This window comes from Mesorhizobium sp. L103C105A0, assembly GCF_000502215.1.
Classification (GTDB): Bacteria; Pseudomonadota; Alphaproteobacteria; order Rhizobiales; family Rhizobiaceae; genus Mesorhizobium.
Genome location: NZ_AYXF01000013.1, coordinates 1 through 26732 on the forward strand (window position 1 = coordinate 1; position 26732 = coordinate 26732).

Annotated in this window: 23 protein-coding genes and 1 pseudogene; 15 read left to right on the forward strand and 9 right to left on the reverse strand. The window is 61.4% G+C overall.

Going from position 1 to position 26732, the window contains the following annotated elements; genetic code table 11:
* Both X727_RS139645 and X727_RS139640 read right to left on the reverse strand, forming a co-directional pair.
* Positions 1–1068 (reverse strand): adenylate/guanylate cyclase domain-containing protein (locus tag X727_RS139645; RefSeq protein WP_023835062.1); only part of this gene is annotated, 1068 nt, incomplete at its 3' end.
* A 372-nt stretch (positions 1069–1440) separates the two neighbouring features.
* A complete protein-coding gene (locus tag X727_RS139640; RefSeq protein ID WP_023835063.1) occupies positions 1441–2496 on the reverse strand; it encodes a LacI family DNA-binding transcriptional regulator in 1056 nt (351 codons plus the stop codon).
* A 166-nt stretch (positions 2497–2662) separates the two neighbouring features.
* Here X727_RS139640 and X727_RS139635 point away from each other — a divergent pair, with 166 nt between their 5' ends.
* Entirely contained in the window at positions 2663–2992 is a 330-nt protein-coding gene (locus X727_RS139635; protein ID WP_023699226.1) for a hypothetical protein, read from the forward strand.
* 758 nt (positions 2993–3750) lie between these two features.
* Here the strand turns inward: X727_RS139635 and X727_RS139630 are convergent.
* A complete protein-coding gene (locus tag X727_RS139630) occupies positions 3751–5157 on the reverse strand; it encodes an FAD-binding oxidoreductase (RefSeq protein WP_023835065.1) in 1407 nt (468 codons plus the stop codon).
* A gap of 113 nt (positions 5158–5270) precedes the next feature.
* On the opposite strand from X727_RS139630, the gene X727_RS139625 reads away from it, so the two are divergent.
* Entirely contained in the window at positions 5271–6275 is a 1005-nt protein-coding gene (locus X727_RS139625; protein WP_245260153.1) for a helix-turn-helix domain-containing protein, read from the forward strand.
* A 297-nt stretch (positions 6276–6572) separates the two neighbouring features.
* Here the strand turns inward: X727_RS139625 and X727_RS1000000169655 are convergent, their stop codons facing one another.
* Together X727_RS1000000169655 and X727_RS139620 are read right to left on the reverse strand one after the other, a co-directional pair.
* Positions 6573–6695, reverse strand: coding sequence for a hypothetical protein (locus X727_RS1000000169655; RefSeq protein WP_280806434.1), 123 nt, complete (start codon positions 6693–6695; stop codon positions 6573–6575).
* Between the two features lie 195 nt (positions 6696–6890).
* Positions 6891–8237 (reverse strand): winged helix-turn-helix domain-containing protein, encoded by a 1347-nt coding sequence (locus X727_RS139620; protein ID WP_050591324.1) that lies wholly within the window; start codon positions 8235–8237, stop codon positions 6891–6893.
* Positions 8238–9336: 1099 nt separating this feature from the next.
* On the opposite strand from X727_RS139620, the gene X727_RS1000000169660 reads away from it, so the two are divergent.
* The 3 genes from X727_RS1000000169660 (at position 9337) to X727_RS139600 (ending at position 12893) form a co-directional block, all read left to right on the forward strand.
* A complete protein-coding gene (locus X727_RS1000000169660) occupies positions 9337–9534 on the forward strand; it encodes a hypothetical protein (protein WP_196813640.1) in 198 nt (65 codons plus the stop codon).
* A gap of 270 nt (positions 9535–9804) precedes the next feature.
* Positions 9805–11577: an adenylate/guanylate cyclase domain-containing protein gene (locus X727_RS139610; protein WP_023716187.1), complete on the forward strand. Its 1773-nt coding sequence runs from the start codon at positions 9805–9807 to the stop codon at positions 11575–11577.
* Positions 11578–12290: 713 nt separating this feature from the next.
* The gene (locus tag X727_RS139600; protein ID WP_023835068.1) at positions 12291–12893 is read left to right on the forward strand and encodes a helix-turn-helix domain-containing protein; all 603 of its coding nucleotides are present in this window, start codon (positions 12291–12293) and stop codon (positions 12891–12893) included.
* A gap of 183 nt (positions 12894–13076) precedes the next feature.
* Here X727_RS139600 and X727_RS139595 read toward each other — a convergent pair whose 3' ends face one another.
* Positions 13077–14519, reverse strand: a complete 1443-nt coding sequence (locus X727_RS139595; RefSeq protein WP_023835069.1) for a LuxR C-terminal-related transcriptional regulator — start codon at positions 14517–14519, stop codon at positions 13077–13079.
* Between the two features lie 192 nt (positions 14520–14711).
* On the opposite strand from X727_RS139595, the gene X727_RS1000000168125 reads away from it, so the two are divergent.
* A complete protein-coding gene (locus tag X727_RS1000000168125; protein ID WP_023716183.1) occupies positions 14712–15086 on the forward strand; it encodes a hypothetical protein in 375 nt (124 codons plus the stop codon).
* A 471-nt stretch (positions 15087–15557) separates the two neighbouring features.
* On the opposite strand, the gene X727_RS139590 is transcribed toward X727_RS1000000168125, so the two are convergent.
* Complete coding sequence (locus tag X727_RS139590; protein ID WP_023716182.1) at positions 15558–16229, reverse strand: GntR family transcriptional regulator; 672 nt, start codon at positions 16227–16229, stop codon at positions 15558–15560.
* Positions 16230–16362: 133 nt separating this feature from the next.
* Between X727_RS139590 and X727_RS139585 the strand changes: the two genes are divergently transcribed.
* The 8 genes and pseudogenes from X727_RS139585 to X727_RS139555 all read left to right on the forward strand — a co-directional run bounded on the left by X727_RS139585 (position 16363) and on the right by X727_RS139555 (position 25136).
* Positions 16363–16950, forward strand: a complete 588-nt coding sequence (locus tag X727_RS139585; protein ID WP_023716181.1) for an amino acid synthesis family protein — start codon at positions 16363–16365, stop codon at positions 16948–16950.
* Positions 16943–18742, forward strand: coding sequence for an alpha/beta fold hydrolase (locus X727_RS139580; protein ID WP_023716180.1), 1800 nt, complete (start codon positions 16943–16945; stop codon positions 18740–18742). The genes X727_RS139585 and X727_RS139580 overlap by 8 nt, the downstream gene beginning before the upstream one ends.
* On the forward strand, positions 18739–19776 hold the full coding sequence (locus X727_RS139575) for an LLM class flavin-dependent oxidoreductase (protein ID WP_023697483.1): 1038 nt from the start codon (positions 18739–18741) through the stop codon (positions 19774–19776). Before X727_RS139580 ends, X727_RS139575 begins: the two co-directional genes overlap by 4 nt.
* A gap of 10 nt (positions 19777–19786) precedes the next feature.
* Positions 19787–21276: pseudogene (locus X727_RS01000000165035) on the forward strand (aldehyde dehydrogenase).
* Between the two features lie 60 nt (positions 21277–21336).
* Entirely contained in the window at positions 21337–22341 is a 1005-nt protein-coding gene (locus tag X727_RS139570; RefSeq protein WP_023716178.1) for an ABC transporter substrate-binding protein, read from the forward strand.
* 59 nt (positions 22342–22400) lie between these two features.
* Entirely contained in the window at positions 22401–23261 is an 861-nt protein-coding gene (locus tag X727_RS139565) for an ABC transporter permease (RefSeq protein WP_023835070.1), read from the forward strand.
* Between the two features lies 1 nt (position 23262).
* Positions 23263–24063 (forward strand): ABC transporter permease, encoded by an 801-nt coding sequence (locus X727_RS139560; protein ID WP_023716176.1) that lies wholly within the window; start codon positions 23263–23265, stop codon positions 24061–24063.
* Entirely contained in the window at positions 24060–25136 is a 1077-nt protein-coding gene (locus X727_RS139555; protein ID WP_023716175.1) for an ABC transporter ATP-binding protein, read from the forward strand. The genes X727_RS139560 and X727_RS139555 overlap by 4 nt, the downstream gene beginning before the upstream one ends.
* Positions 25137–25340: 204 nt before the next feature.
* Here the strand turns inward: X727_RS139555 and X727_RS1000000169180 are convergent, their stop codons facing one another.
* Together X727_RS1000000169180 and X727_RS139550 are read right to left on the reverse strand one after the other, a co-directional pair.
* Positions 25341–25586 carry a hypothetical protein gene (locus tag X727_RS1000000169180; RefSeq protein WP_023804518.1) on the reverse strand — a complete coding sequence of 82 codons (246 nt, stop codon included), beginning with the start codon at positions 25584–25586 and terminating at the stop codon, positions 25341–25343.
* A 276-nt stretch (positions 25587–25862) separates the two neighbouring features.
* On the reverse strand, positions 25863–26099 hold the full coding sequence (locus X727_RS139550; protein ID WP_023716174.1) for a helix-turn-helix domain-containing protein: 237 nt from the start codon (positions 26097–26099) through the stop codon (positions 25863–25865).
* Positions 26100–26264: 165 nt separating this feature from the next.
* Between X727_RS139550 and X727_RS139545 the strand changes: the two genes are divergently transcribed.
* Positions 26265–26732: a helix-turn-helix transcriptional regulator gene (locus X727_RS139545; protein WP_245274207.1), complete on the forward strand. Its 468-nt coding sequence runs from the start codon at positions 26265–26267 to the stop codon at positions 26730–26732.

A 26732-nucleotide genomic window follows, 5' to 3' on the forward strand; every position in this document is an offset into this window, starting at 1 on the left:
GGTCGGCGGCCGCGCCATGCTGTCGCTTTCCGCTGCCGAAGGTTGCATGCCAAGCGCCTTGGCGATCTCGCCGCTCATCTCGTGCTGGACGGCAAACACGCCGGCCATGCCACGGTCGAACCGGTTGGCCCACAGATTGTCGCCCGTTGCCGTATCGATGAGCTGGGCATTGAGGCGGATCTGCTCGCCGGTGCGGCGGACGCTCCCCTCGACAACGAAGCGGACGCCAAGGTCGCGCGCGACGTCCGCCAGCGCTGCAGGCTTGTTCTTGTAGGCGAACACCGAGTTGCGCGCGATGACGTCCAGACCGGACAGCTTGGTGAGGTCGGTGATCAGATCCTCGGTGATGCCGTCAGCGAAATAGTCCTGGCCTGGATCGCCGCCGAGGTTTGCAAACGGCAGCACGGCAACCGATGGCCGCGATGGCACTGAGAACTTCTGCCATGCGAAAATGCCGGCAATCGCGGCGATCGCCAAGGCGGCGGCGCCTGCCAGGATGATGACGCGCGAGCTCGGCCGGTGTGGCGCGGCCGTGACCTTTCCCGATGCTGCGGGATCCAGCAGCAATCGATAGGCGCGAACCGGATCGGCGATGTTCTTGAGGCGCTGCTCGCCAAGACTGGCAAAGCCGACATCAACCTTGTGAACGGCATGATCAAATGCGGTTCCGGAGATACATACACCCCCCGGCTCGGCCATAGCCTCGAGGCGCGCGGCGATGTTGACGCCATCGCCGTAGATGTCATTTTCCTCTACGATGACATCACCGAGATTGACGCCGATGCGAAACCGGATGTGGCGGGGGTCGGAGGTGCCCGGGTCTCGGACAGCCATCCGGCGCTGAATCGCGGCAGCGCATTGGACGGCATCAACGACGCTGGCGAATTCGACCAGCGCCCCGTCTCCCATGAGCTTGATAATCCGACCGTGGAATTCCTTGATCGCGGGGTCGACCAGTTCTCGACGGCAACCCTTCAGTCGTTCGAGCGTGCCGACCTCATCCTCGCCCATGAGCGTGCTGTAGCCGACCACGTCGGCAGCAAGGATCGCGGTAAGCCTTCGCTCCATGTGCGGTTGTCCTGCCTCCCTAGCTCAAAGCTTCGCTGAGCGTATTCGACTGGCGTTTCGAATGCGAGCATGCTTGGCCTACTGGACAGCGATAATGCAACCACGTCGTTTTGAAGACATTGCCCTCATGGCTTAGCCTTGTGCGAAACCGGATGTTTCCGCATGGCTGATGTGGGTCGAGATCGGCCTCTGTCGTTCTTAACTGACCACAAGCGGACTTACTGGTCCCGGCCCCAAGGCTGCCGGACCGCAATGCGCCTGATCTCGGCCGTTGCAGCCACCTTTGATACCTTCTGAAAGCAGACGTTGACGGCGACCACGCTGGAGTTCGCAGTGCGCACTGTGCGTTACGACGAGTATGAGGTGACCGGCCTAACCGCGTGGTCGGGCGGTCGAGCCGCGGACCAAGAGTTCGACCGGTATGATCACCTGGCTCGGGGCGCCGTTTGCAAACACCGTCGTGGCGGCAAGTCTCCCCTTCCCGACAATGTCTTGAGCCACTGTCGTGAGCGGGGGCGTGGTGCGCGAAGACTCCGCAGTGCCATCGAAGCCGACGACAGACATGTGTTCGGGTATCTTGATATTGCGCCGACGCGCTTCGTCCAGGACGGTGATTGCCTGCCAGTCCGACATAGTCAAGATCGCCGTTGCTTGCGGAGCCCGGTCGAATACGACCGCTCCGGCCGAAGGCTCACCTGGGGTCGTCTCGATGATCGGGACATTGTCGATTGACAGACCGAACTCAGCCAAACCCTGGGCGAAGCCGAAAAGTCTCTCCTGATCGAGTTGAAAACCGGCAGAGATAGCGCGCGGGGAATTGCCAGGCAAATGGACGATGGGTGACCCCGATGTGCGCCGAATGGAAAGGATTGCAAAACGCCGATGTCCAAGAGCAGCCAGATGCCTGATGGCCGCCAGCGCCCCGCTCCTGCCGTCTATCCGGATAGAATTGACGTCCGGACCGGCATCGCTCTCGAGGATGACGAAGGGCAGCCGCCGGCGCCGTAAAGACGCAATCAACTCGATGTCCGCGCTGTGGCCCAGAATGAAGCCGTCAACCAAGGCCTCTCGAATGGTGGAAGTGCGTGTCTCGTCCGTACCATTGACCAAACTCAATGTCGCTCCAGCCTCGTCACAAGCAAGCGAAACGCCAAGCACCAGCTCGCGCAGATATGGGCTCCTGATCATATCGGCAATGGCGTATGCGCCCGGGGGGATCAGGCCTATGGCGTTGAACTTGCCGTCGCGCAGCACGCGTCCCCTCGGGTCGGGGCCATCATAACCAAGCTGACGCGCCGCGGCCTCGACGCGCTGGCGCAGATCGGATCGCACCAGATCCGGATGGTTGAATACGTTGGAGACGGTGCCGCGGGAGACTCCAGCGAGCCGGCCGACATCGGCGAGCGTAGGCATTTTAGAAGCGTTCATTTCCCTCAATTAGACAATTTCTTGGAGCGCTCCAAGTTTTTTCTTGACGCTAGGTCCAAAATGTTGGAACTTGCACTTGGAGCGCTCCAAAAATTGAAAGTAGCAGTTCGGCATCTGTCCCGAGCATCGGCCGAGCTGATTTCGAAAATCATCAAGGAGGATTAGGATGGCTACCACCAATGGTGCTCCGACCTCGCTCGTCGGAAAGACTTTTGATTGCTCATTCGGACAGTTCGTACCGAGGTTGACGGTCCTGTCGCCGACCGAATTGCGGGTGCAGGCGACGATCGGCGCTACCGAGATCGACGAGGTGGTTCAGAGCAATCTGACCGGCGTTCGACCCGGACTTTTCATCATGAGTTGGACCGAGCAAGGCGGCAACTTCGTCGTGCAGGTTCAAGATCACGAGAACCAGATCGTTCATAACTATGCGCGACTGGCGGACGGGCAGCAGTTCTGCGCCCAAGGCACAATTCAACCAGTGACGACGGCGTGAGGGCCGCCTGTCTATCTGAGAGGAGAATTACGCCATGACTACCAAGGTGATCGACCAGACCGATCCTACGCAGTGGGATCCAAAGCTTGACGCCGTTATCGCGGCTCCCGGAAACCATAAGGTGTTGTTTGAGAATGACCGGCTACGTGTGCTTGAGGTAATCCTCAAGCCCGACGAGGAAGAGCCGACACATCACCACCGCTGGCCTTCAGTATTCGTGTTCGATGAGGTGGAAGGCCCTATCCACGACTTCGCGCCGGATGGAACCATGATGCCGCCCAATCGAGATGTCGTCCAAGCGGTTCAGNGAAGGCCCTATCCACGACTTCGCGCCGGATGGAACCATGATGCCGCCCAATCGAGATGTCGTCCAAGCGGTTCAGGCATGGGACGGTCAAGGGTGTCTTGTGGTGCATATGGCCCCCCAACCAGCGGGTCGCGTGCTCAACGCTTCGAGCAAGACCCTGCACGGTATCCGCGTCGAGATGAAGTCATAGCAGGCGTGATCCTGGCCACCGGAACTCGCGCACGCTGAACGTCCACTTCTGACGGATTGAAGCCTTAAAGCTGCCAGTTGGCTTGCGGTCCCCAAGGTTGCCCGACAGCTTTGCGCTTCATCTCAGCCGTTGCGGACAGATTTGCCACTGATTGAAAGCGGGCATCGCGGCGACCACGCTGGTCGTCGCTCGCGACTCAGCGCGATCAAAGCTCCCACGGCGAGACGAGGGTCGCACCGTACACCCGATTTTGATTGTGCGTCAGCGCATTGGCAGGATGTTCTGGTTGAGGCGGAACAGATTGTCCGGATCGTATCTGTGCTTGATCTTGGCGAGCCGCGCGTAAGCCTCAGCGCCGAAGGCGTCGCGGACGAGATCCGATCCTTCGCCATGGCCGGGGAAGTTCAGATAGAGGCGGCCGGTCGAGTAGCGCTGCATGTCCTGCCAGAAGCTGCGAACCCAGCCGATGTTCGCATCGTCCTCGTTAGCGCCTGGCCAGATGGCGTCGAGGCTGAGCATGAAGGGCATGGAGCGGTCGCCGAAGGCAGTCTCATCGGCTGCAACGCGCTGGACGAAACCGCCGAACTTCCAGATCGAGGCGAAGGTCATTTCGGAGGGGCGCTTCGCCATCCAAGCAGTGGTCTCCCCGACGACCTCGTCGTCGAGGCGCGAGAGGTAAGTGGATTTCCAGTAGCAGCGGTCGCGGCCTTTCGGGAACAGCCCGTCATAGAGCGACTGGATGGTGCGATATGGCATGCGGCCGCTGAAATCGACGAGCGGTTCCCCAAAACTGCGCAACGGCGCCACGACCCGTTCGCCCTCGTCGGCCGGTCCGTCATAGACATGCCCGAGCGCCAGGACGCGCCGGCCCCTTGCATGCTCGGCAATCGAGGGGTCGTCGGGCAGGGTGGAGAACTCGGCCAGGCCGCTCAGGCGGTCGGGTGCGGTCTGCATGAAGTCGCGCCAGAGCGGAATGATCTCGTTGGCGCGCTCCTCGGGATAGGCCGGACCGCATAACATCAGCTCCGGTTCGATCGGGTGCAGCTTGAACTCGAAGCTCGTCACCACGCCGAAATTGCCGCCGCCGCCGCGTAGCGCCCAGAAGAGATCCGGGTTCTGCGTCGCGTCGGCATGGATGAGCCGGCCATCGGCGGTCACCAGATCGGCGGCCAGCAGATTATCGACGCTGAGGCCGTGGCTGCCGCGCAGCCAGCCGATGCCACCGGAAAGCGTCAGGCCGGCAACGCCCGTCGCCGAGATGAGACCGCCCGGCGTGGCGCGGCCAAGCGGGGTGGTGGCCGCATCGACATCGGCCCAGGTCGCGCCGCCCTCGACGAGGGCACGGTCGAGGCCGGACGCGACCCGCACGCCCTTCATCAGCGACATGTCGATCATCAGGCCGCCTTCGCAGACGGCGTAGCCTGCAACATTGTGGCCACCCGAGCGGATCGCGATCGCTAACCGATGCTCGCGCCCGAAATTCACCGACGCCACGACATCGGCAGCACTCCGGCAGCGCGCGATGAGGGCGGGACGGCGGTCGATCATGCCGTTCCAAACGACCCGCGTCGCGTCATAGGACAGGTTCGACGGCTCCAGCACCTCGCCGCACAAGATGGAACGGAAGCTATCGATGCTCGATTGTGCAAGGGTAGCGGTGGCGGCCATGTAGCGGTCTCCTCGTTTGACACACGCTAGCGCGGCGCGGGCACGGCCGCTAAAGTCGAAAATGCTGGAAGGCGGTCATTTCTGCCATGGTTGAACAGGCGAGACCATTGAATGTGGCGATCCTTGCCGCTCCGGAGGCTACCGCCTCCACGATCTACGGCATGTTCGACTTGTTTTCCTCGCCCGGCAGGGATTTCCTGTTCATCACCAGCGGAGCCGCGGGCACGCCACGCATGCGGCCCTATGTGGTCGCCGGGGACGGCAGCCCGTTTCGCGCGGCAAACGGCATCTGGGTGCGCCCAGATCACAGCCTTGCCGATTGCCCGCCACCCGACATCGTCTGTATTCCAGATTTCTTCGTCAATCCGGGCGAAAGCGTTGCCGGGCAGTATGACGCCGAAGCCGCGTGGCTGAAGCGAGCGCATGACGACGGCGCCATGCTGGCCAGCGCATGTTCGGGCGCGGTGCTGCTCGGTGAGGCCGGGCTGCTCGACAATCGCGAGGCCACCATTCACTGGGGCTATGTCGAGACGCTCACGAACAACTATCCGGGCGTGAAGGTGAAGCCGGGCCAGTCGCTCGTGCTGAGCGGCGAGGCCCAGCGCATCGTCATGGCCGGGGGCGGCTCAAGCTGGCAGGATCTCGCCCTCTATCTGATCGCGCGCTTCGTCAGCCTCAGGGAGGCGATGGAGGTCGCCAAGGTCTACATGCTGCAGTGGCACGACATGGGCCAGCAGCCCTTCGCAGCGCTGATGCGCTTTCGCCAGACCGACGACGCGGTGATCAACCGCTGCCAGAAATGGGCCGAACGCAACTACCGGACCCCTTCGCCCGTCACCGCCATGACCAAGCTGTCAGGCCTGTCCGAGCGCTCCTTCGTGCGCCGCTTCGCAAGGGCCACGGACATGAAGACAATCGACTACATCCACGCGCTCCGGCTCGAAGCGGCCAAGGAACTGCTGGAGACCGGCGACCTGGCGGTCGAGGGGGTGGCCAATGAAGTCGGCTACGAGGATGCGAGTTTTTTCGGGCGTCTCTTCCGCCGCAAGGTCGGGCTGACGCCGGCGCAATATCGCATTCGTTTCAGTGCTCTCCGGCGAGTTCTGAGCCGCGGTTGAATCTCAACCGTCTAGGCGCGATGCCATATTCCGCTATGCGCCGCAATTCGGCCATTGGGCCGAGCTCTGCCGCCGATTGAAGCGGACTCTGGTAGCTGGTTGCGCGTAGGCAGGGGTGCCACGTTAGAGCAAACCCAGGTGTAGGGCCGGAGGGGATCGTGGCGCGCCCAGAACGAAAGCTTGTGGCGGTTTTGGCAGCAGAAATGACCGAAGCGCCGTAAGATTGCGGCAATCCTGGTGGCGGACATCGTCGGGTTCAGCCGTCTGGGGCGAAACGACCAGGATTGTAGGCCCCCTTCACGCACACTTCTTGCGCTCAGCCACCTGGACGCTAAGGCGGAAAGCCTGGCCATCCGCATAGGAGCGTGCGTAGCTTTCTGCCTCGAAAGCGAAGGTCAGCGTGTTGCTATAGGCCGGCACGCGGACGGTCCAATTTCTTGTAGCGGATGATTTCGAAAGCATGCTCGGGCGATTCCATAGTTCCTCCCGCGATCACCGACGAGAGCTCTCAGATAGCGCCGCAAAAATCTTTGAATGCAAACCATCCGACACATCGGTGTCGTAATGTTTCAACGTTGCCCAAAGCTCCGCCAGTCCGGCCGGTAACCAAACAGTTCAGGCGGCGCTCCACATCATCAGCGCTTTCGCGACTCCGTCGAGAAGATGGTCAGCGTCAGATTCATGCTCGTAAAGCATGCTGGCCCGGATCGACTCCAGTGGAGTGTAGGATGGCGCGATACGCTTGAGTTCGGAAACGAGCCGCGATACCGCGTCCTGGTTGCCCAACTTCGCCTGTGCCGCCGCCAGCCATGTGAGCCTTACGGCCGAAGTCATGGGCAACATCGACCAACTGACAACGGCTCCCTTGTAGTCTCCCGCCGCGTATTGGGCGAATGCACGGTCGGAATGATACCAGTCTGGATGTATCGGATTGATCTGAACCGCCTTGTCGATCCAGGTCAGGGCTTCGAAAGGCTTGCCCCTGATGGCAAGCAGATAGCCGATCTGCGCGATCGTGTCCGCATCGAAGGGATTGAGGTCATAGGATCTTCGAAAGTGCCGCTCGGCGGCATCGTATGTGCGCGTGCACAGCAGTGCTTGGGCAAGAATCCGATGGCAGCGAGGCTCCTCTGGTGCGAGTCCTACCGCGAAGCGGGCTTGCTCTACTATGTCGGCCAGCACCTCCGGAGGAGCCATTCCATAATCGCCGATAATCAGGTCGGCAAATGCAAGGTATGAGCGCGCGAGCGCATAATGCGTATCCTTGGTGACGGCCGCAGCAAAGTAGTTCCGCGCTGCCTGATTATCGTCGGCGCCGTAGCCACGCAAATGCACCAGCCCCTTGAGAAGAAGCTCATAAGCCGCCAGGCTTGCTGGAGGCTTTGGACGGGCGCGCGTCAAGCCCGCATCGTCGAGCCGTGCGACAAGACGGTTCGTCACACGCAGCGCGATCTCTTCCTGCATGTCGAAAACAGCTGAGCCCGATGCTGTGAACTTCTCGCCCCACAAGACCGCGCCGTTTGCCGCTTCGATGAGGTTGACCGCCACCCGTACGGTGCCGTCGCGAAGGCCCATGCGTCCCCGAACCAGGAAGGTTGCCCCGAGTCTCCTGCCGACCTCGGTCCAGTTGCCGGGGTCCTCCGACGCAAAGGAAAAGCTTGAGTTACGCGCCAGGACAACAGCAGTGCGAAATCGCGCCAGAGCGTTGACAATGTCCTCGGCAAAACCATCGACCAGAGGCGTGTCGGTCGCATCGCCTTCATTAGTGAAGCGCAGCACCGCTACAGAAGGCAGGTCGGACGGCGGCCTCGCCGGCGCGCCAAGCGGTGAAAGGAGGTAGCCGCGGCCTGAGACGGTGCGAATTATACTTTGTGAGTCATCGCGCAGCGCCTTGCGCAACTCGCGCACGCCTTGGGTGAGCGAGTCTTCGGTTACAAACAGCCCAGGCCAGACGGACTCCATCAGCTCCGACTTGCTGACGACGTGCCCTGTTTTTCCTGACGGGATGACCCTGGCGCAACAGCAAGCCGCGCGAAGTGTCAAACACGCACTCGCCGATTGCTATGCTCCCTGATTCTGTATGCGACATTCAGAAGCGCTCTGCCAAACCGAGCCGGGCTCGTCGACATACAGGGGCCATCCGCGCTTACGGTCAAGACCTTTGCCGCAGCCGCAGGTTCTGCCCCCTCAGGCACGGGTTCATGGCGAGCCAGGGCGCCCAACTCTAGAAGTTCGAAGAAGGTGCCGGGCATTGGCGCGCAGGCCAAGCTGTTGACCCCACTGAAGTACAACTCGTAAAGCTCTTGCCGTATGCGGAGCCTTTCGACGTCGTTTTCCATGATGGCCACTCCCTAGATTGTAGGGATCATGGCGCATGTGGAGCGGTGCGTACCGGCGAAATTCTGAAACTTTTCTGAAACCTGGTCGCTGGAGTACAGATCGGCCGGCGCCGAGAAGCCAATGACTGGCTCGCCGGCGGCTATCGCGAAATGCGATCACGCGAATCGGGCGAACTATTCCTCGTCTTCCACTCTCGGCGAGGCGCCTTGGGTCGCTGCCTCGATGCGATCGACGACGCGCAGCTCTTTACGATGGCGAGGAATTCAGCTGCCAGGTGCTTGAACTTCACCTCGCCCCCAGAGCGAAGATCCTCGCCTTCGATATCTCTCAAGGGCATGGAAGTTGCGGCAGCGCCTTTGAGGAACCGCAAATATCCCGCTGCAGCTCGTCTTTCGTTCGTTCAGGGTGTGAGGCCGCCACATGATTGAAGACCCACCGCTGCTCACCATCAAAAGCCGTTTCGAACGGCCTGCGGCAGAGATCATCAGTGCCTTTTCCGGCTTGCCCGTGAGCCTAGTCCTAGACGCCATGGGCGGGCGAGGGGCGTTGCACCAGGGATTAAGGCACTCTCGCCAGGTACTGCGATACTGGCCGATATCATCGTTGCGGCCACCGACAGCTTTGCTGGTGCGGCGGTCACTGAGGATCTCGTCCTTGGCATGGTGCGAAACAAGGGGTGCGCCGGCCTCGTGCGCGATGTTGTCGGGATCGAGGCGGGCGGGTGCCGGTTTACTGTGCCGGGATCGTCGCGAACTCGCCGGCGCGCAATGGTCCAGGCACGGCCGGGTTCCCGGTGGTACTGGGAGGAATGACCATCTCGCGGGGAGACATACTGGTCGGCGACCGCGATGGTATCGCCGTGGTGCCTCGCCTCGAGGCTGAAACGGTGCTGGCGCGGCTCACCGTATCAGGGCGGTGAGAAAACTCTTGATGGCCTGGTGCGGCAAGGTCTCGCCCGATTTCGCCGAGGTCATCATCAAGTCTGACAGGACGCGCTTCGTTGACTGAAAATTTTCAACGGCACCTAAGGTCCGCCTCGCCAACAGATCGTGGTTGCCGTGATTCACTTCCAATCAGATCCCGCGCTGCTTTGTTTGAGGCTATCTCGGAATTCACCTATCGAACGTCGCCTTCGAAAACGGGATTTTGTAATCTGTGCTATGCCACTTAGTCGACAGGAGTGGGCAAAGTGAGCCAGACGCGGAAACTTGCGGCGATCCTGGTCGCCGACGTGGTCGGATACAGCCGGTTGGCGGGGTCGGACGAAGATCAAACGCTGGCGCGGCTACGGGCGCTCCGGAGCGATCTCATCAATCCGACCATCGCTGTCCACAATGGGCGCGTTGTGAAGCTTATGGGTGACGGCACCCTCGTAGAGTTCCGGAGCGTTGTTGACGCCGTACGCTGTGCAATCGAAATGCAGAACGGCATGATTGAGCGCAACGCTGGCTTACCGCCCGGGCGACGCATTGAATTTCGCGTCGGCATTCATCTCTGCGATGTTGTCGAGGAGAGCGACGGCGATCTGATGGGAGATGGTGTCAATATTGCCTCCCGTCTAGAAAGCATCGCTGAGCCGAACGGCATCTGTTTATCGGCCGCCGCTTACGAACAGGTGCGCGACAAACTGAAGGAAGAATTTGTCGATCTGGGCGAGAAAGAGCTCAAAAATATCGCACGCCCGGTGCGCACCTATCGCCTATGTATGCGCGACACGGTCCCAAAAACCGATCTGGCTGCGACTGCCGGGTCCTCCGAACAGCTGGCGCTGCCCGACAACCCTTCGATTGCTGTCTTGCCATTCCAGAACATGGGCGGCGACCCCGAACAGGAATACTTCGCCGACGGCCTTGCCGAAGACATTATTACTCGGCTGTCGCGTCTTCGTTGGCTCTTCGTGTCCGCCCGGAACTCTTTGTTCACCTACAAGGGAAAAGCGGTCGACTTAAAACAAGTCGGTCGAGAGCTTGGTGTGCGGTATGTGCTGGACGGAAGTGTAAGGCGCTCAGGTCATCGACTCAGGATAAGCGCGCAAGTCAGTGACACATCGACCGGGGTACAAGTGTGGGCTGAACGATACGATGTGGAATTGTCGGAATTCTTCGCGCTTCAGGATCAGATTGCCGAAAGTGTCATCGCTACGATCGAGCCGCGGCTCTACACGGCGGAACAGCAACGCTTTCAGAGCAGGTCCCCCACCAATCTTGACGCTTGGGGATTCGTCATGAAGGCGATGCCATATGTCTGGACCTGGAGTTCGGCTACGGAAATCGAGATTGCACAGGGATTTCTGAAGCAGGCTACGGACCTCGATCCTGACTATCCCCGCGCCAACAGCCTGTTGGCGTGGGCTCACGCGGCCCGCGTTTTGTCAGGATGGGCCAACGCAGCAGACATTCTGCCCACCTCTCGCGCCCTCGCGCAGCGGGCAATCCAAGGCGACCCCGAGGACCCGTGGACGCATTTAGCGGCAGGGTTTGTCCACATGATTTCGCGCGGCTTCGACTCTGCTGTGAGAGAACTAAATGAAGCGATCGAGCTAAACCCGAGCTTCGCCTTTGCGCATTCGATCCTGGGCTCAACTTACGGATATGGGGGCATGCCCGCCGAGGGGCTCGACCATCTTGAAATCGCGGGTAGGCTAAGTCCTCGCGATCACACATATGCTGCGAATTTCTCCATCCTTGGCTTATGTCATTTCATGGCTGGACGATATGCAGACGCGGTCGAATGCGAATGTCGCGCGGTTGAACTCCGGCCCCATTTTGGGTCTGCATGGCGGACGTACGCGGCGGCCGCTGGGATGGCCGGTGAAATGGACATCGCGGTTCATGCGCTTTCGCAGGCCAAGCGCCTTCAACCGTCCCTATCCCTTCAATGGGTAGACAAGTTTCATCCGATCGTTCACGACAAGCACCGGGCTCTCTATGTAGAGGGGCTGCGCATTGCCGGGCTTCGATAGTTGCGGATCGTGCCGTGCTCGTAGCTCGCTATCGGACCTACTATACCGCACGAGCGTGCGCTCAGCGCCTCAACTCGGTTGTCAAAGCTTCGGTAGATTTCTTCCAACAGCAGACGTTCCTCACGATGAATCCGAAGAGCCGGCCGACCACTTGGAAGTATGCATTCGAATCGCTTCGGCGCGCTAGATCTCTGAAACCAAGGCGCTACTGGGGATGGCCCTGAGTTCGGCTGATCAATTGCCGCCGTCAAAACGGCTTCCGCTCCCGGGGCTCTCCCTTCTCACCAATTTCCCGTGCGGTTCTGCGCTGCACTCTGGAGCGCGCGAGAGGCGGACCTATCGAAGCTGTCGGCGCAGGCCGCTTCGACGTCCGCTTCGGTCAAGCCAACGTCCCGCAGAAGGAAGTTGGACAGGTGACCGAGCCCGCGCTCTATGTTGCGGCGGGTCCTCCACTCACGGACAAGGGCCAGCAGGCGTTCGAGCGGAGGGTCAAGAAAAGTGCCCGGCAAGCGCCGTGCGGTCTGGCCTATTGTCGTTTGCGTCATGTTACGCCAAGTCATGGTGAACCTCCGTTGATCGGGAATGCGAATGGCGATCACGTGACGGCAGAAGGCGAGAAGGCGCCAGGGCAGCTTCGGAAGCGTTCCGCTTCAGATTGTGAACTGGCATCAGACCTCCGAAAGGCCTAACCTGCGGCAAAGGAGCGGTCAGCCATGACGCGACGGCCTTACGGACTGGTCTGCCCGATCTCGCACGCCTGCGAGTTCCTGGAGCCACGCTGGACAATTCAAATCCTGACCGAGCTCTGGAACGGCTCGACCCGCTTTAATGACATTCGCAAGGGGGTGGGCAACGTCTCGTCCGCCCTCTTGTCGAGGCGGCTCAAGGAAATGGAAGCGTTGGGCCTGGTCGAGCGCGTCGAGGACGAGGCGACGGGCACCATCAGCTATTTCCGTACCGAAAAGTCGATAAGGCTCGAGCCGGCGATGAACGCGCTGGCGGAATGGGCGCAATGCAACATCGAGGCGGAGATCGCGCTCGCCGACGTGGATGTTTCGACCCTCATGTGGGCCGTGCGGCGAAAGATTGACCTCGCTGAACTATGCGCGCTCGACCCCGGCCGGGACGTCGATCTTTACGTCGAGACCGGCGTTGTTTCGCTGGGAGCCATCCTGGAGGGCCGCTCCAGCATCGAGCGTGAGAAAGAGAGGGGCGGCCTTTTCCTCATCGGCGACCCCGGCCTCGCGCGAAGCATGGACCGTTGGCTTCGAATCTCGGTCTACGCGGCGCTTGAGGGAATCGTCCAGCTTCCTTGAAAGCCATGTTTGGAGTGCAGCCTTATGCAACCCGCCCAGGACGACAAAGCCATTTGGCTGGCCTCAAAAGCTATGGTGCAATCGTCCGTTGTTGATTGCTGCTCAGTTAAAGCCGCCAGTCCGCATTCGGCCCCAATGCTGCCCGAGGAGCAATGCGCCTCTGAGGTGACCAGAGTGAAGAAGCTAGGCCAAACCCGCACGACGGGCGCCTTCTCTGATTGCAGCAATGGCGACAGGATTGGTAACCGGATAGGTTCTGATGAACACCTCAGCCGTGAAATTCGGGAACTCGTCCTTCAGTCGCGAATTGATCCTGGCGACCTGAGGAGTTTCATTGAGCATCGCATGAGCCATTGCCAGAAACAGAAGGGTGGCGGGCGAATCTGGCGCAGATTGACGTAGCGCGACCAGTGATTCACGGTAAAAGCCAAGAACGTAGCTGCATCGAGCGAGCATTCCATGATACCAGGGAACATAAGGATTTAGCCGGACCGCTCGCTTGGCCAGTTCGTAGCCACGCTTCGGGTCGCTGCCAACAAGAGCAAGGCTACCCGCAAGAAAGGCAAGTGAGTCCGCGTCATTTGGAGCAGCCACCAACACTCGGTCATGTTCTTCGACAGCAGCTTCGACATCGCCCTGCAATGCCCGAAGATCGGCAAGCATTATGCGGGCGTAAATGTCGGACGGATCGAGCGCCAGCGCTTGCTTGACACATTGGCTCCAGCTCTCGATCGAGCCGGAAAGGTTGTCGGTAAACCCGTTGATAGCTTCCACAGCATGCGCAAGTGCCAGCGCGGTCCAAGCTCTTGCTAGACCCGGGTCGAGTTCGATCGCACGCGCCAGTAGCCGTATCGCCTCCTTGTTCGACTCACGGGTGAAAAGGTGCTTCTGCTCAAGCCCAAGCAGATAGCAGTCATAGGCCTGCAAACTTGCTGGAGCCTTCCGACGAGCCGCATCGCGTCGCAGATTGGCGAGCTGACCGTGGCAAGTTGCAAGGACATTGATGATGTTTTCGGTCACGCTGTCCAGCATCGCAAACAGGTTGTTCGCGGAACGATCGTAACGCATCGTCCAGACATCGACCCCTGTGTGGGCGTCGACGAGTTGGACGCGGATGCGCACCCGCTGCCCGTCCACTTGAAAACTTCCCTCGATCACATAGTCGGCATTCAACTCTCGTCCGAGAGCTCGCACGTCAACATGCCGTCCCTTGTAGGAAAGCATTGTTTGGCGGGCGATCACCGCAAGGTCCCGGTAGCGAGAGAGATCAACTATGAGGTCCGCCGACAAACCATCAGCGATACGAGTCCAGCGTTCTTCTCCGCTTAAATTGTCGAACGGGAGAACTGCGAGGACCGGCGGACCCGGCTCATCGGTCGAAAGACTTCCGGGTGGTGCATGGCTGCGGTCCTGCTGGCGGTGATCGGCAAGTAACCCAGCAAGCGCCACTTTACTACGAACATCGAGCTTCCGATAAATGGCCGAAAGATGGGTCCGAACGGTGGTAGGCGCTATGAAAAGTGTTTCGCCGATTTCGCGATAAGTCATGCCCTCCGCAAACTTTGCCGCGACCATCAACTCCCGATCCGATAAGCCGGCGAGAGGATTGCCTACGGCGCGAAGCATCGTTCCATTTTCCTTGCTGCCGACCTGTGGCCAGAACCCGATGGCCTTACATCAGGATGAAAATACTACAGATGCGATATCGAAAACACTGCATTTGCACGATTCCATGCGACGGGTCAGCATCCTAGTCTCTGCAGATCGGCAGGGCAGGTTGCTTGGCAGGCCTGGTCGATTCAGAACACGGAGGGCTCCATGACAAAGTTGTCTGTCTTGACCGTAATACTGGTGCTTTTGGTGTCGGTGGGGCGATGCTTGTCCGAAGGTACCCAAACCAACAGCAAACTGACTTCCGAAGAAGCGGTGAAAGCTGCCAGCTCTGAACTGTATTCCGACATTCTCGTGCGAGCATGCAGGAACGGATGGCGGTATCCGCGCAGCTACATCGAAAATGGATTCAGGCGCCACCTGGCGGAGCTGAAACTGCAGCTTGTCGATCAGGGTTACAGTTTCGTACCCAACATGACCGCGAATGATCTGCCCGTCCGAGGACCGATATCTGAGACCAAACGCCGTCTGGTTGGCTCGCGCCAATTCAGCTGTTCCCACCCATACTGGCGCGATGAATGACTCCACGCGACGGTGTGCAATCTGACAGCCTGATTTCCGGCGGTTCTCCCTAGGTTGGAAGGAGGCGTTGACGAATGGCAGGTTGTTATTCGAGGAGGAGTGACACTCCTCCTGGAGCTGTAAACAACGTCATGGAATGACCGCTCTTCGGCTGCGTGGCTCCACAAGCTGCCGATCCGCTACCGGCCCTGTTCCAGCCGTCAAGGTGCCGGCCGGTAAGAGCGCCCGCTAAACTTGGTCGTCAAAGCAGCGTATTCGTCAGTTGACAAGGCAAACTTCGCTCGATGACCGTGAACTCGAACGGCAGCTTACCGACGAGCGCTTCCTAGAAGCAGACCGTCCGGATACGGCTCCGAAGCTGCCGGACCGCTTGCGGGTCATCTCAGTCGTAAAGTTGCATTTTCGTTGCCGGGAAGCAGACATTTTCTGCAAGGCGCTTCGAAGGGTTGGATAGGCTAGGCTCACGCGGACCTAGACCAGGCGAAGTTTATCTCGAGCGATCTGCCACGCCGATTCGACATGTCGCCGTGCCGCCGCTTCCGCTTCATCGGGCTTGCGCGCCCTTATCGCATCCATGATCTCATTCATCTCGGTGATCGCCGCTTCGCGCCGGTTGGTCGAGACGATGGTCATCGAACGAAGCTGGTTGATGCGGACATTCAGCCCGGAGACGATTTCCCAGGCGACACGCTTGTCGGCGGCCTCGAACAGCGCCTCGTAGAATTTGGTCGTCGCCCGCATCACCGCAGGCGGCGTCGCCGACGCCCACGCATCGAACAAATCCGCCAGCGCCCCTTCGAGCCTTGCCAACTGCTCGCCGGTGGCCGACAGGGCACAGGCTCGGGCCGCGATGCCTTCAAGCAGAGCCCGAAGCTCGTAGATCTCGTCGGTACGGCCGAGGTCCGGCCTGGCGACGGCCGGCCCATGCCCAGGGATCATCTGCACGAGCCCCTCTGCCTCCAGCTGCCGCAGAACCTCACGCACGACGGAACGGCTGACGCCGAGCTGGTCGCAAAGCGGCCGTTCGACGAGCCTTTCGCCAGGCTGGAAATGGAAATCCATGATCGCTTCGCGCATGCGCTCCAGCGCCAGCGTCCTCAAGGTCTTGGCGCTGCGGTCGATGCGAAGGTTGTCGTCTGGCATGTATGCCTCCTGCGCCCTACCAAAACAGATTCGACGCCCGGTTGACAAGGTACTTGGCGCTCCATATCATGGTATACCATAAGATGACAGCGGGATTGGACGTTCCGAGGCATCACCTACCCGAGGAAATCCAATGCAGACCGCCATCCGTAAGATCGTGACTTATACCGAGAACACGCTGATCGAAGGCGGCAAGGCCACCCCCCGGCCGCTGCGCCTTATCGGCGTCGCCGCGGTGCTGACCAATCCCTGGGCCGGTCGCGGCTTCACCGACGATCTGTCGCCCCAAATCCGAGCCTGTGCGCCGGTGCTGGGGGAGATCCTGACCCGCGAGATCGTTGCCGTCGCCGGTTCCGGCGAGGCTATCGAGGGCTATGGCAAGGCCGCCATCTGCGGTACGTCGGGCGAGATCGAGCATGCGTCGGCGCTGATCCACACACTCCATTTCGGCAATCATTATCGGCGTGCCGTCGGCGCCAAGACCTATCTTGCCTTCACCAATCTGCGCGGCGGGCCAAACACGCCGATCATGATCCCGCTAATGGATAAGAATGACGAGGGACGGCGCTCGCATTACCTGACCGTGCATTTCCAGATCGGCGATGCGCCGGCGCCGGACGAACTGGTGGTCGCGCTTGGCGCTTCGATCGGCGGTCGCCCGCATCACCGCATCGGCGACCGCTATCAGGACCTCAAGGAGCTTGGGGACGTGCATGGCTGATGCTTCCGCATGGGCTCGACAGGGCACGGCGCCCGACGGCACCGGCTTCATCCGGGCCGGTGTCGGTGCCCCAGTGCTGTTCATCCATGGTGTCGGCATGAACGCTGCGATCTGGCAGCCGCAGCTCGAGCGCATGGCTGGCCGCTTCGACGCGATCGCCATCGACATGCTCGGCCATGGTCAGTCGCCGCTGCCACCGCAAGATCCGGAACTGGCCGATTATGCCGACCAAGCCATTCGCCTCCTCGACCATCTCGGCCTCGACAAGGTATCCGTCGTCGGCCACTCGATGGGTGCACTCGTTGCTCAGGAACTCGCGCTGCGCGCACCGGAGCGCGTCCGCCGCATCGTTTCACTGAATGCCGTGTTCCGGCGTACACCTGAACTGGCCGAAGCCGTTCGCCAGCGCGCGGTGGCGCTCAACGGCCGCAGCGATACGGCCGGCACGGCACGGACCATCGCCCGCTGGTTCGGCGATCCGGTGCCGGTCGAGTTGGAAGCGGCAGCGCAGAAGACGGCATCCGCACTGAGCGCGGTCGACCCGGAAGGCTATGCCCGCACCTATCGCCTGTTCACTCGTGCCGACGGCGATCATGCTGATCGCCTGCCGACGCTGGCCGTGCCGGCCCTGTTCATGACCGGCTCCGAGGACAGGAACTCTTCACCGGCAATGTCAGCCGCGATGGCACGCCTGGCGCCGCATGGCCGCTGCACGGTACTGCCGGGTGAGAAGCACATGATGGCGGTCGCGGCACCGGACCTCACCACGCGCTGCATCGTTGACTTCCTCACCGAGGACGAAGCGACCGAACAAGACGGCCCTGCGCAAGCGAATACCGGGTTCGACAGCGGCGAATTCCGCCGTGCGCTTGGCTCCTTCCTCACCGGCGTCACCATCGTCACCACGATCGGCCCCGAAGGCGAGCCGCGCGGCTTCACCGCCAACTCCTTCACCTCGGTCTCGCTCGATCCGCCGCTGGTGCTGGTCTGCATCGCACACAAGGCGCTTGGCCATCCCGTCTTCGCGACATCGAAGAGCTTCGCCATCAACGTTCTCAACGAGGGTCAAAAGGCAGCGTCCGGCATCTTCGCCTCGAAAGTGGCCGACAAGTTCGCCGCCGTTGCCTGGCGGCCGGGACGGACCGGCAGCCCTGTGCTGGACGGCTCCGTCGCGTCCTTCGACTGTGACATGGAGCGACTGGTCGAGGCCGGCGATCATTCGATCCTCATTGGGCGCGTCCGCGATTTCCAGCACAATTCCTCGCAGCCGCTCGGCTATTGCCGCGGCGCCTATGTCGCACCCGGCCTCAGCCAGGACGCGCTCGCCGCAACCCAACCCGGCACCGATGTTGGCGCCATCCTCGAAAATGGCGGCCGGATCCTGTTCGTGGAAACCGCGGACGGTTTTGAACTGCCGCGTGGCCGGGGATTGGGCTCGGCGGGCGATGGCAATAGCCTCCGAGGGTTGCTTGTGGCAAAGGCCATTGAGGCTCAGCTCGGCTTCCTTTTCGCCGTCTGGGACGATGCCGGAACTGTTTCACGCACGCATGTCTACTATCGCGGCACGTTCGACGTGCCCGCTTCCAGCGATCGCGGCATCCGGCTGATCGAGATCGACGCGATCGAAGGATTGAAGATCGCCGATCCGGCCATCCGCTCGATGCTCGCGCGCTATGTCAGGGAATGCTCGGTGGATGCATTCGGTGTCTATGTCGGCAACAATGTCGAAGGCGAGGTCCGGCCGCTCGCCAGCGCCGGCGCTTCCGCCGTCAATACAGGTGACCAGCGATGAAATTCTCGCTCTTCGTGCACATGGAACGATCGGACCTGGCCAAGCCGCATTCCGAGCTTGTGACCGAGCTAGAAGAACTGGTCCTGCTGGCCGAGCAGGCAGGGTTCGAGACCGCCTGGATCGGCGAGCATCACGGCATGGAATTCACCATCTCGCCGAACCCCTTCATCAACATCGCCTATCTCGCCGCCAAGACCAGCCGCATCCGCCTCGGTACCGGAACCGTGATCGCGCCCTTCTGGCACCCGATCAAGCTTGCCGGCGAAGCCGCGATGGCCGACGTAATCAGCGGCGGCCGGCTCGACATCGGCATCGCGCGCGGCGCCTACAGCTATGAATATCAGCGCATCTTTCCAGGCCTCGACGCCTGGGGGGCCGGCCAGCGCATGCGCGAGATCATACCGGCGATCCGCGGCCTCTGGGACGGCGACTTCGAACTCTCCGGCGAGTTCTGGCAATTCCCGGCCACCACCTCCTCGCCCAAGCCGCTGCAGAAACCCTACCCGCCGATCTGGGTGGCGGCCCGCGACCCGAATTCGCATGATTTCGCCGTCGCCAATGGCTGCAAGGTCCAGGTGACGCCGCTGGCTTCCGGCGATCACGAGGTGACCAGCCTGATGCAGCGCTTTAACGGCGCCTGCACCGCGCATCCCGAGATCGAAAGACCGGAAATCATGCTTTTGATGCACACCTTCGTCGCCGAAGACGCGACCGATGCCGATCGCCTCACCCAGGACCTGTCGACTTTCTACTGCCAGTTCGGCGCCTGGTTCCAGAACAAGAAGCCGGTGCATCAAGGCATATTGGAGCCGCTGACGGCGGATGAGATCGCCGCCATGCCGCAATACGCGCCGGACAAGATCAGGCAGAACCTGGTAATTGGCGAGGCTGATGAGGTCATCGCCCGGCTGAAGGCTTATGAGGCGCTCGGCTACGACCAGTATTCGATCTGGATCGACAGCGGCCTTTCGCACCAGCGCAAGATGAAATCGCTGCAATTGTTCATCGACCGGGTGATGCCGGCCTTCCTCTGATCGCGAGCCCATGACCGACGCTGTTTTCAGGAACTTCATCGACGGCCGCTTCGACGAGCCGTCCGCCACGTTCGACAGCGTCGACCCATCGGCCGGGACGGCCTGGGCCAGGATGCCGGCGGCGAGCGAAGCCGATGTCGACCGTGCCGTCGGGGCGGCGCACCGCGCACTGCGCTCAGACCTATGGCGAAGGATGACTGCGACAGCGCGTGGAAAACTGCTGGTCAAGCTCGGCGACCTCGTCGCCGCCAATGTCGGGCGCCTTGCAGAACTCGAGACGCGCGACACCGGCAAGATCATCCGCGAAACCCGCGCCCAGATCGCCTATGTCGGCGACTACTACCGCTATTATGGCGGGCTTGCCGACAAGCATGAAGGCACGCATGTGCCTGTTGACAAGGCGGATCTCGACGTCACCATACGCAGCGAACCGATCGGCGTCGTTGCCGCGGTGGTGCCGTGGAATTCGCAGCTCTTCCTCTCGGCCGTCAAGCTCGGCCCGGCGCTCGCCGCCGGCTGCACCATCGTGCTCAAGGCCTCCGAAGATGGGCCGGCGCCGCTGCTTGCCTTTGCCGAATTGGTTCATGAGGCCGGCTTTCCAGCCGGTGTCGTCAACATCCTCACCGGCTTTGGCCATGATTGCGGCCGGCGCCTGACCAGCCATCCGCTGGTTTCGCGCGTCGCCTTCACCGGCGGTCCGTCGACGGCGCGCGCCGTCGTCAGGAACACGGCGGAAAACCTTGCCTACACCACGCTCGAACTCGGTGGCAAAAGCCCGGTCGTCGTCTTTGCCGACGCCGACCTCGACAGTGCCGCCAATGCGGTGGTCGCCGGCATTTTCGCGGCGACCGGCCAGAGCTGCGTCGCCGGCTCGCGGCTGCTGGTTGAACGTTCGGTGAAGGATGAATTCCTCGCTCGCCTGAAGCGCAAGGCCGAGGCGATTCGCATCGGCGATCCGCAGGATCCGGCGACCGAAATGGGTCCGCTCGCCACGCTGCGGCAGCGCGACTGGATCGAGAAGGTTGTCGCGGAAAGCCTCACCGCGGGCGGCATGCTGGTCACCGGTGGAACACGGCCAGTCGGCAGCGGCTTCTACTACGCACCGACCATCATCGATGCCGGCGGCAGCGACCTGCCCTGCGTGCGGGAGGAATTGTTCGGACCGGTGCTCAGCGTGCTTGCCTTCGACAGCGAAGCGCAGGCGCTGGCACTCGCCAATGACACTCCGTTCGGCCTGGCTTCCGGCGTGTTCACCAGCAATCTCGGCAAGGCGCATCGCATGGCGCGCGACATCCATGCCGGCGTTGTCTGGGTCAACACCTATCGCGCCGTATCGCCGCTCGTTCCGTTCGGCGGCTCCGGTCTGATTGAGCACCGTGCCGGCAAAGATCTGAACGAGGTCNAGGCGGTCTCGACGCCATCAGAGACTACACGCGCTCGAAATCCGTATGGATCAACACCTCGGACGAGCCGATCCCCGATCCCTTCGTCATGCGCTGAGTTGCGCAGGACGCAGGTGCACTGAGAAAAACAAGAACAGACCAACAGAGGAGAATGACAATGAAATTGATTTTGACCGGCCTGCTGGCCGGACTGCTCGCGGCGACAGCCGCCAAGGCCGATGAGATGGCGTTCACCAGCTGGGGCGGCACCACGCAGGAGGCGCAGACCAAGTCCTGGGCCGCCCCCTTCGAGGCCAGCTCCAGCATCAAGGTTTTGCAGGATGGACCGACCGACTACGGCAAGCTCAAGGCCATGGTCGACGCCGGCAACGTCACCTGGGATGTCGTCGACGTGGAGATGGATTTCGCCATCAAGGCCGCCAAGGACGGACTGCTCGAGCCGATCGACTATGCGGTCGTGCCCAAGACCGATCTCGACCCGCGCTTCAGCAATGAGCATGCCGTCGGCAGCTTCTACTATTCCTTCGTGCTCGCCTGGAACAAGGGCGCGGTCGCGAGCGAACCGGCCGGCTGGGCCGACATGTTCGACACCAAGAAGTTTCCCGGCAAGCGGACCTTCTACAAATGGTCGGCGCCGGGCGTGATCGAGATCGCTCTGCTGGCCGACGGCGTGCCGGCGGACAAGCTCTATCCGCTCGACCTCGCCCGTGCCTTCAAGAAGCTCGACACCATCAAGTCCGACATCGTCTGGTGGGGCGGCGGCGCCGAGTCGCAGCAGTTGATCGCCTCCGGCGAGGCCGCCTTCGGGCAATTGTGGAACGGGCGCGTCTTCGCCCTTCAGCAGGACGGCACCGATGTCGGCGTCTCCTGGAACCAGAACCTCACCGCCGCCGACGTGCTCGTCGTGCCGAAGGGTACCAAGAACAAGGCCAGCGCGATGAAGTTCCTTGCCGCCGCCACCAGCCCGACCGGCCAAGCGAAATTCGCCGAAGCAAGCGGCTATGCGCCCATCAACACCAAGGCCAAGGCGGAGATGCCGGCCGATTCCGTCAAGGCCCTGCCAGATGCCCATGTCGAGGGCCAGATCAACCTGGACATGAACTACTGGGCCGAGCATCGCGACGAGATCGCGACGCGCTGGTATGCCTGGCAGACCAAGTAACGCCGTTGCAGACCGACGGGGCGCGGCTTGCGCGCCCCGTTTCGAGACAGGACCGCTCGATGCAAGGAAATTCTCCTAGACGCGGCTCGATCGTCGGCCTGCCGACCGGCAGTGGCAGCGCCTTGCCGGCCCTGCTCCTGGTCGGGCTGTTCTTTATCGTGCCGGTGGTCGCCCTGCTGCTGCGCAGCGTCACCGATCCCGAACCGGGCTTACAGAACTACGCGGCGCTGTTCGGCAGCGGCACCTATGTGCGGGTGTTCCTCAACACCTTTCTGGTTGCATCGGTCGTAACCGCCGTCACCATCCTGGTGGCGTTCCCCGTCGCCTGGATGCTGGCGATCATGCCGCCCGCCCTGGGCTCGATCGTCTTCGGCATCATCATCCTGTCTATGTGGACGAACCTTCTTACCCGCACCTATGCGTGGATGGTGCTGCTGCAGCGCACCGGTGTCATTAACCGGGCACTGATGGGCCTGGGCATCATTCACGAACCGCTGCCGCTCATCAACAATCTGGCCGGCGTCACCATCGGCATGGTCTACATCATGCTGCCCTTCATGATCCTGCCGCTGGTCGGCACACTGAGGTCGATAGACCCGATGACGCTGCGCGCGGCAGCCCTTTGCGGCGCAAGCGCGTTCGAGGCCTTCCGCCGCATCCTCTTGCCGCTGTCGCTTCCCGGCGTCGCTGCTGGCGGCCTGATGGTCTTCGTCATGTCGCTTGGCTACTTCGTCACCCCGGCCCTGCTCGGTGGCACATCGAACATGATGCTGGCCGAGATGATCGCCCAGACGGTGCAGTCGCTGCTCAACTGGGGGCTCGGCAGTGCGGCCGCCTTTGTCCTGCTTGCCGTCACCATGGCGCTCTACGCGATCCAGTTTCGCCTGGTTGGGGCCAGGCGCGCCGGGGGAGGGACCTGACATGCTGCTCGACTATGAACGGCTCGGATGGCTGCGGATGGTGCTTGGCGGCTTCACGGCGGCCGTCACGGCTTTCCTGCTGCTGCCGGTGGTCTTCATCGTGCTCCTGTCATTCGGCTCGTCGCGCTGGCTGGCCTTTCCGCCACCCGGCTGGACGCTGAAATGGTATCAGCAATTGCTGGGCGACCCGACCTGGATCGATGCCGCTCTGACCAGTGCCCGAATTGCCGCCATGGCCGCTATCCTCGCCGTCATCATCGGCCTGTTCGCCTCCTTCAGCCTGGTCAGGGGTGAGTTTCGCGGACGCCAGGTCCTGCGCGGCTTGCTGTTGACGCCGATGGTGCTGCCGGTGGTCGTTTTCGCCATCGCCATCTACGCCTTCTTCCTGCGCATCGGCCTTGCCGGCACCACGGTCGGCTTCGTCATCGCCCACACCATCTTGGCGCTGCCTTTCGCCATCATTCCGATCACGGCCGCGCTCGAGGGTTTTGACAAATCCATCGAGGACGCGGCCATCGTCTGCGGCGCCAGCCCGCTGCAGGCGAGGCTTAGGATCACCTTGCCGTCGATCAGGATCGGCATCTTCTCGGCGGCGATCTTCTCTTTCCTGGCCTCATGGGACGAGGTCGTGGTGGCGATCTTCATGGCGAGCCCGAGCTTGCAAACCTTGCCGGTGAAAATCTGGGGCAGCCTGCGCGCCGACCTCAGCCCGGTCGTCGCCGCCGCCTCCAGCCTGCTTGTCGGCTTGACCTTGTGCCTGATGATCGTGACCGCACTCCTTCGCAGAAAATTGACCAGATGATCCCTCCCTTCCTGTCCATACGCGCAGTAAGAAAGACGTTCGGTGCCTTCGTCGCCGTCCACGACGTCACCGTCGATGTGCCCAAGGGCGAGTTCCTGACGTTCCTCGGCCCGTCGGGCTCCGGCAAGTCGACCACGCTGTACGCCATCGCCGGTTTCCAGGATCCGAGCTCGGGCGATGTGCTCCTGGAGGACAGATCGCTGCTTTCGGTGCCGTCGCACAAGCGCAACATCGGCATGGTGTTCCAGCGCTACACCCTTTTTCCGCATCTGAGCGTCGCCGAGAACGTCGCCTTTCCGCTGCGCGTGCGCCGCCGGCCCGACGGTGAGGTCAAGCGCAAGGTTGCCGACATGCTGGCGCTGGTGCGCCTCGAAAACTTCGCCGACCGCCATCCGGGCGCGCTGTCTGGCGGCCAGCAGCAGCGCGTGGCGCTTGCACGCGCGCTGGCCTACGACCCACCGATCCTCTTGATGGACGAACCGCTGTCGGCACTCGACAAGAAGTTGCGCCAGGAGATCCAGGCCGAGATCCGCCGCATCCACCGCGAGACAGGCGTCACGATCCTCTATGTCACGCATGACCAGGAGGAGGCGCTGCATCTTTCGGATCGCATCGCTCTGTTCAGGGAAGGCCGTATCGAACAGATCGGCACCGGTGAGGATCTTTACCTCCGGCCGGCGAGCGAGTTTGTCGCCGGCTTCATCGGCAACTCGAATTTCCTGCCGGCCGAGCATCTGCTAACCGCAGGTGGCGCGTCGACGGTCCGCCTGGCCGACGGCTCGATCGTGACCGGCGTAAAGACGACAACATCCTTTGGTCAAGGTCAAAAGGTGCGCCTGATGGTACGCCCCGAAGCCTTCCGCCTGACGCCCGGGCCAGCGAGCGCAGCACTCGGCGTCGAGATCGTCGATACCGCCTTCTTCGGCGACCGCCGGCGCATCGTGGCGCGCACGGCGGCCGGAGAAGATATCGACGTCAGGCCAACCTCCGATGCAGAGGAAGCGGACAGCGCCATCGCACCGGGTCAACGCATTTTCTTCGATCCTGCCTCGGCATTCCTGTTCCCTGGCTAGGGCTTGGATTGCGCCCTGTCAGGTCGATTCCATTGCGGCATGAAAGTCCGCTTGTGAAAATTCGTGCTTAGAAGCTGACAGTCCCCTTTCGGCCCCTTTTCAGTCGTTCAATGTCACCTGTGCGGATGGCCGCACCTAGTGCAAAAAGCAAGCGGGACGTCGGCGATGAGATTTAGACGATCGCTCGAAGCTGCGCGTTGTTCGCTATTGCCGTTTGGCCAAGCGCACGCCAGCGCCACCGCCGTTTTCCGAAATGAACTCGATGCCCGCCCTTTCCAGGGCACCACGGATCGCATTCCGATTTGCTATTGTGATTGGAGGGACGCCATCCGCAGCTTCTGCGCGCCTAACTGTGGCTACTCCCACGCTCGCCGCATCGGCCAAATCTTCGGCACTCCAACGTATTAATCCTCGCGCTCCTCTGATCTGGGCGCCCATAATTTCTTTCATATCATCTAATTTCAAGTTGATCACTTATGGCTCATGTGATATGAAATCGCTCACATAGTTTTTCTGCTTCCAAAGTTTCATAGGAGCAGGGGCTCACATTTGGACTCGGCTGAGGACGTGCGTCGGGGAGTCATCCCAGCCTGACCACAACCAAGCTTCAGGAAACTCGGATCATGGCTGATTCCGACAATACCACGACTTTGCCTCTCGTCACCCGCCGGAGGGTAGTTGTGGCGGTTGCAGCTGCGAGAACCTGTCCTTCCGCCAACGGGACATTCAAGCCTGAGGATCTAAGAGCCGAACACCTTCACCCTTTTGACCAGCGGATAAGAATTCGACACCCGCCTTTATCAGGGCCGCCTCAATGGCCTGCAAAGTGCTGATCCGGGAATCTACCTTGCCGTTTTCCAACCGGGTCAGAGCGTTCAGCGACACGATTGCCTTGTCCGCAAGCTCCTGCTGCGACCAACCAAGCAAAGCTCGTGCGGCTCGAATCTGTCGTGGACTGACCATGAGGCCACAATCGGCAGGCAGATTTTCTTTGCCACCAATAGGGTCATTTTGCACCCCATAAGGTATATAAAATGGCGAGTCGACCTGCAGATCACATCGGTGCGGAGAGCCCGGCGCGTGGCGACAGACTCTCTGTCCGGCTGACTAATGGAGGATCGAAAGGCCTTGTTGAAACCGCAACGCTCAGTCCTCCTTCGGACGGGGCCGAAGCCGAAGATCGAAAGCGACCCGCATCCCGCCGATCAGCATGTCGGCAGGCAGATTGCGACGGTTCGCGTCCAATCGGACGTATCGCAAGCCCAGCTTGCCCGATCCATCGGCATCAGTTTCCAGCAGCTGCAGAAATACGAGAACGCGCGCAATCGCGTGAGCGCGTCGATGCTCTACGAGATCGCCAGTTCGCTCGGCGTTCCTGTCGGCCGCTTCTTTGAAGGCCTGCCGGGAAACGATGAAACCCGCGTCGAGGCGCGGCCCCTGCCGGTCGATGAGCGCCTGGATTTCATTGCCAGCGCGGAGGGTCGGCGACTGATTGAAGGGCTAGTGAAACTTCCGCCGCGTGTGCGCGGTCGCGTCTCGTCCCTGATCGCGGCGTTAGGAGAAGAACTGGCCCAGGCTAGACACAAAGGCAGATAG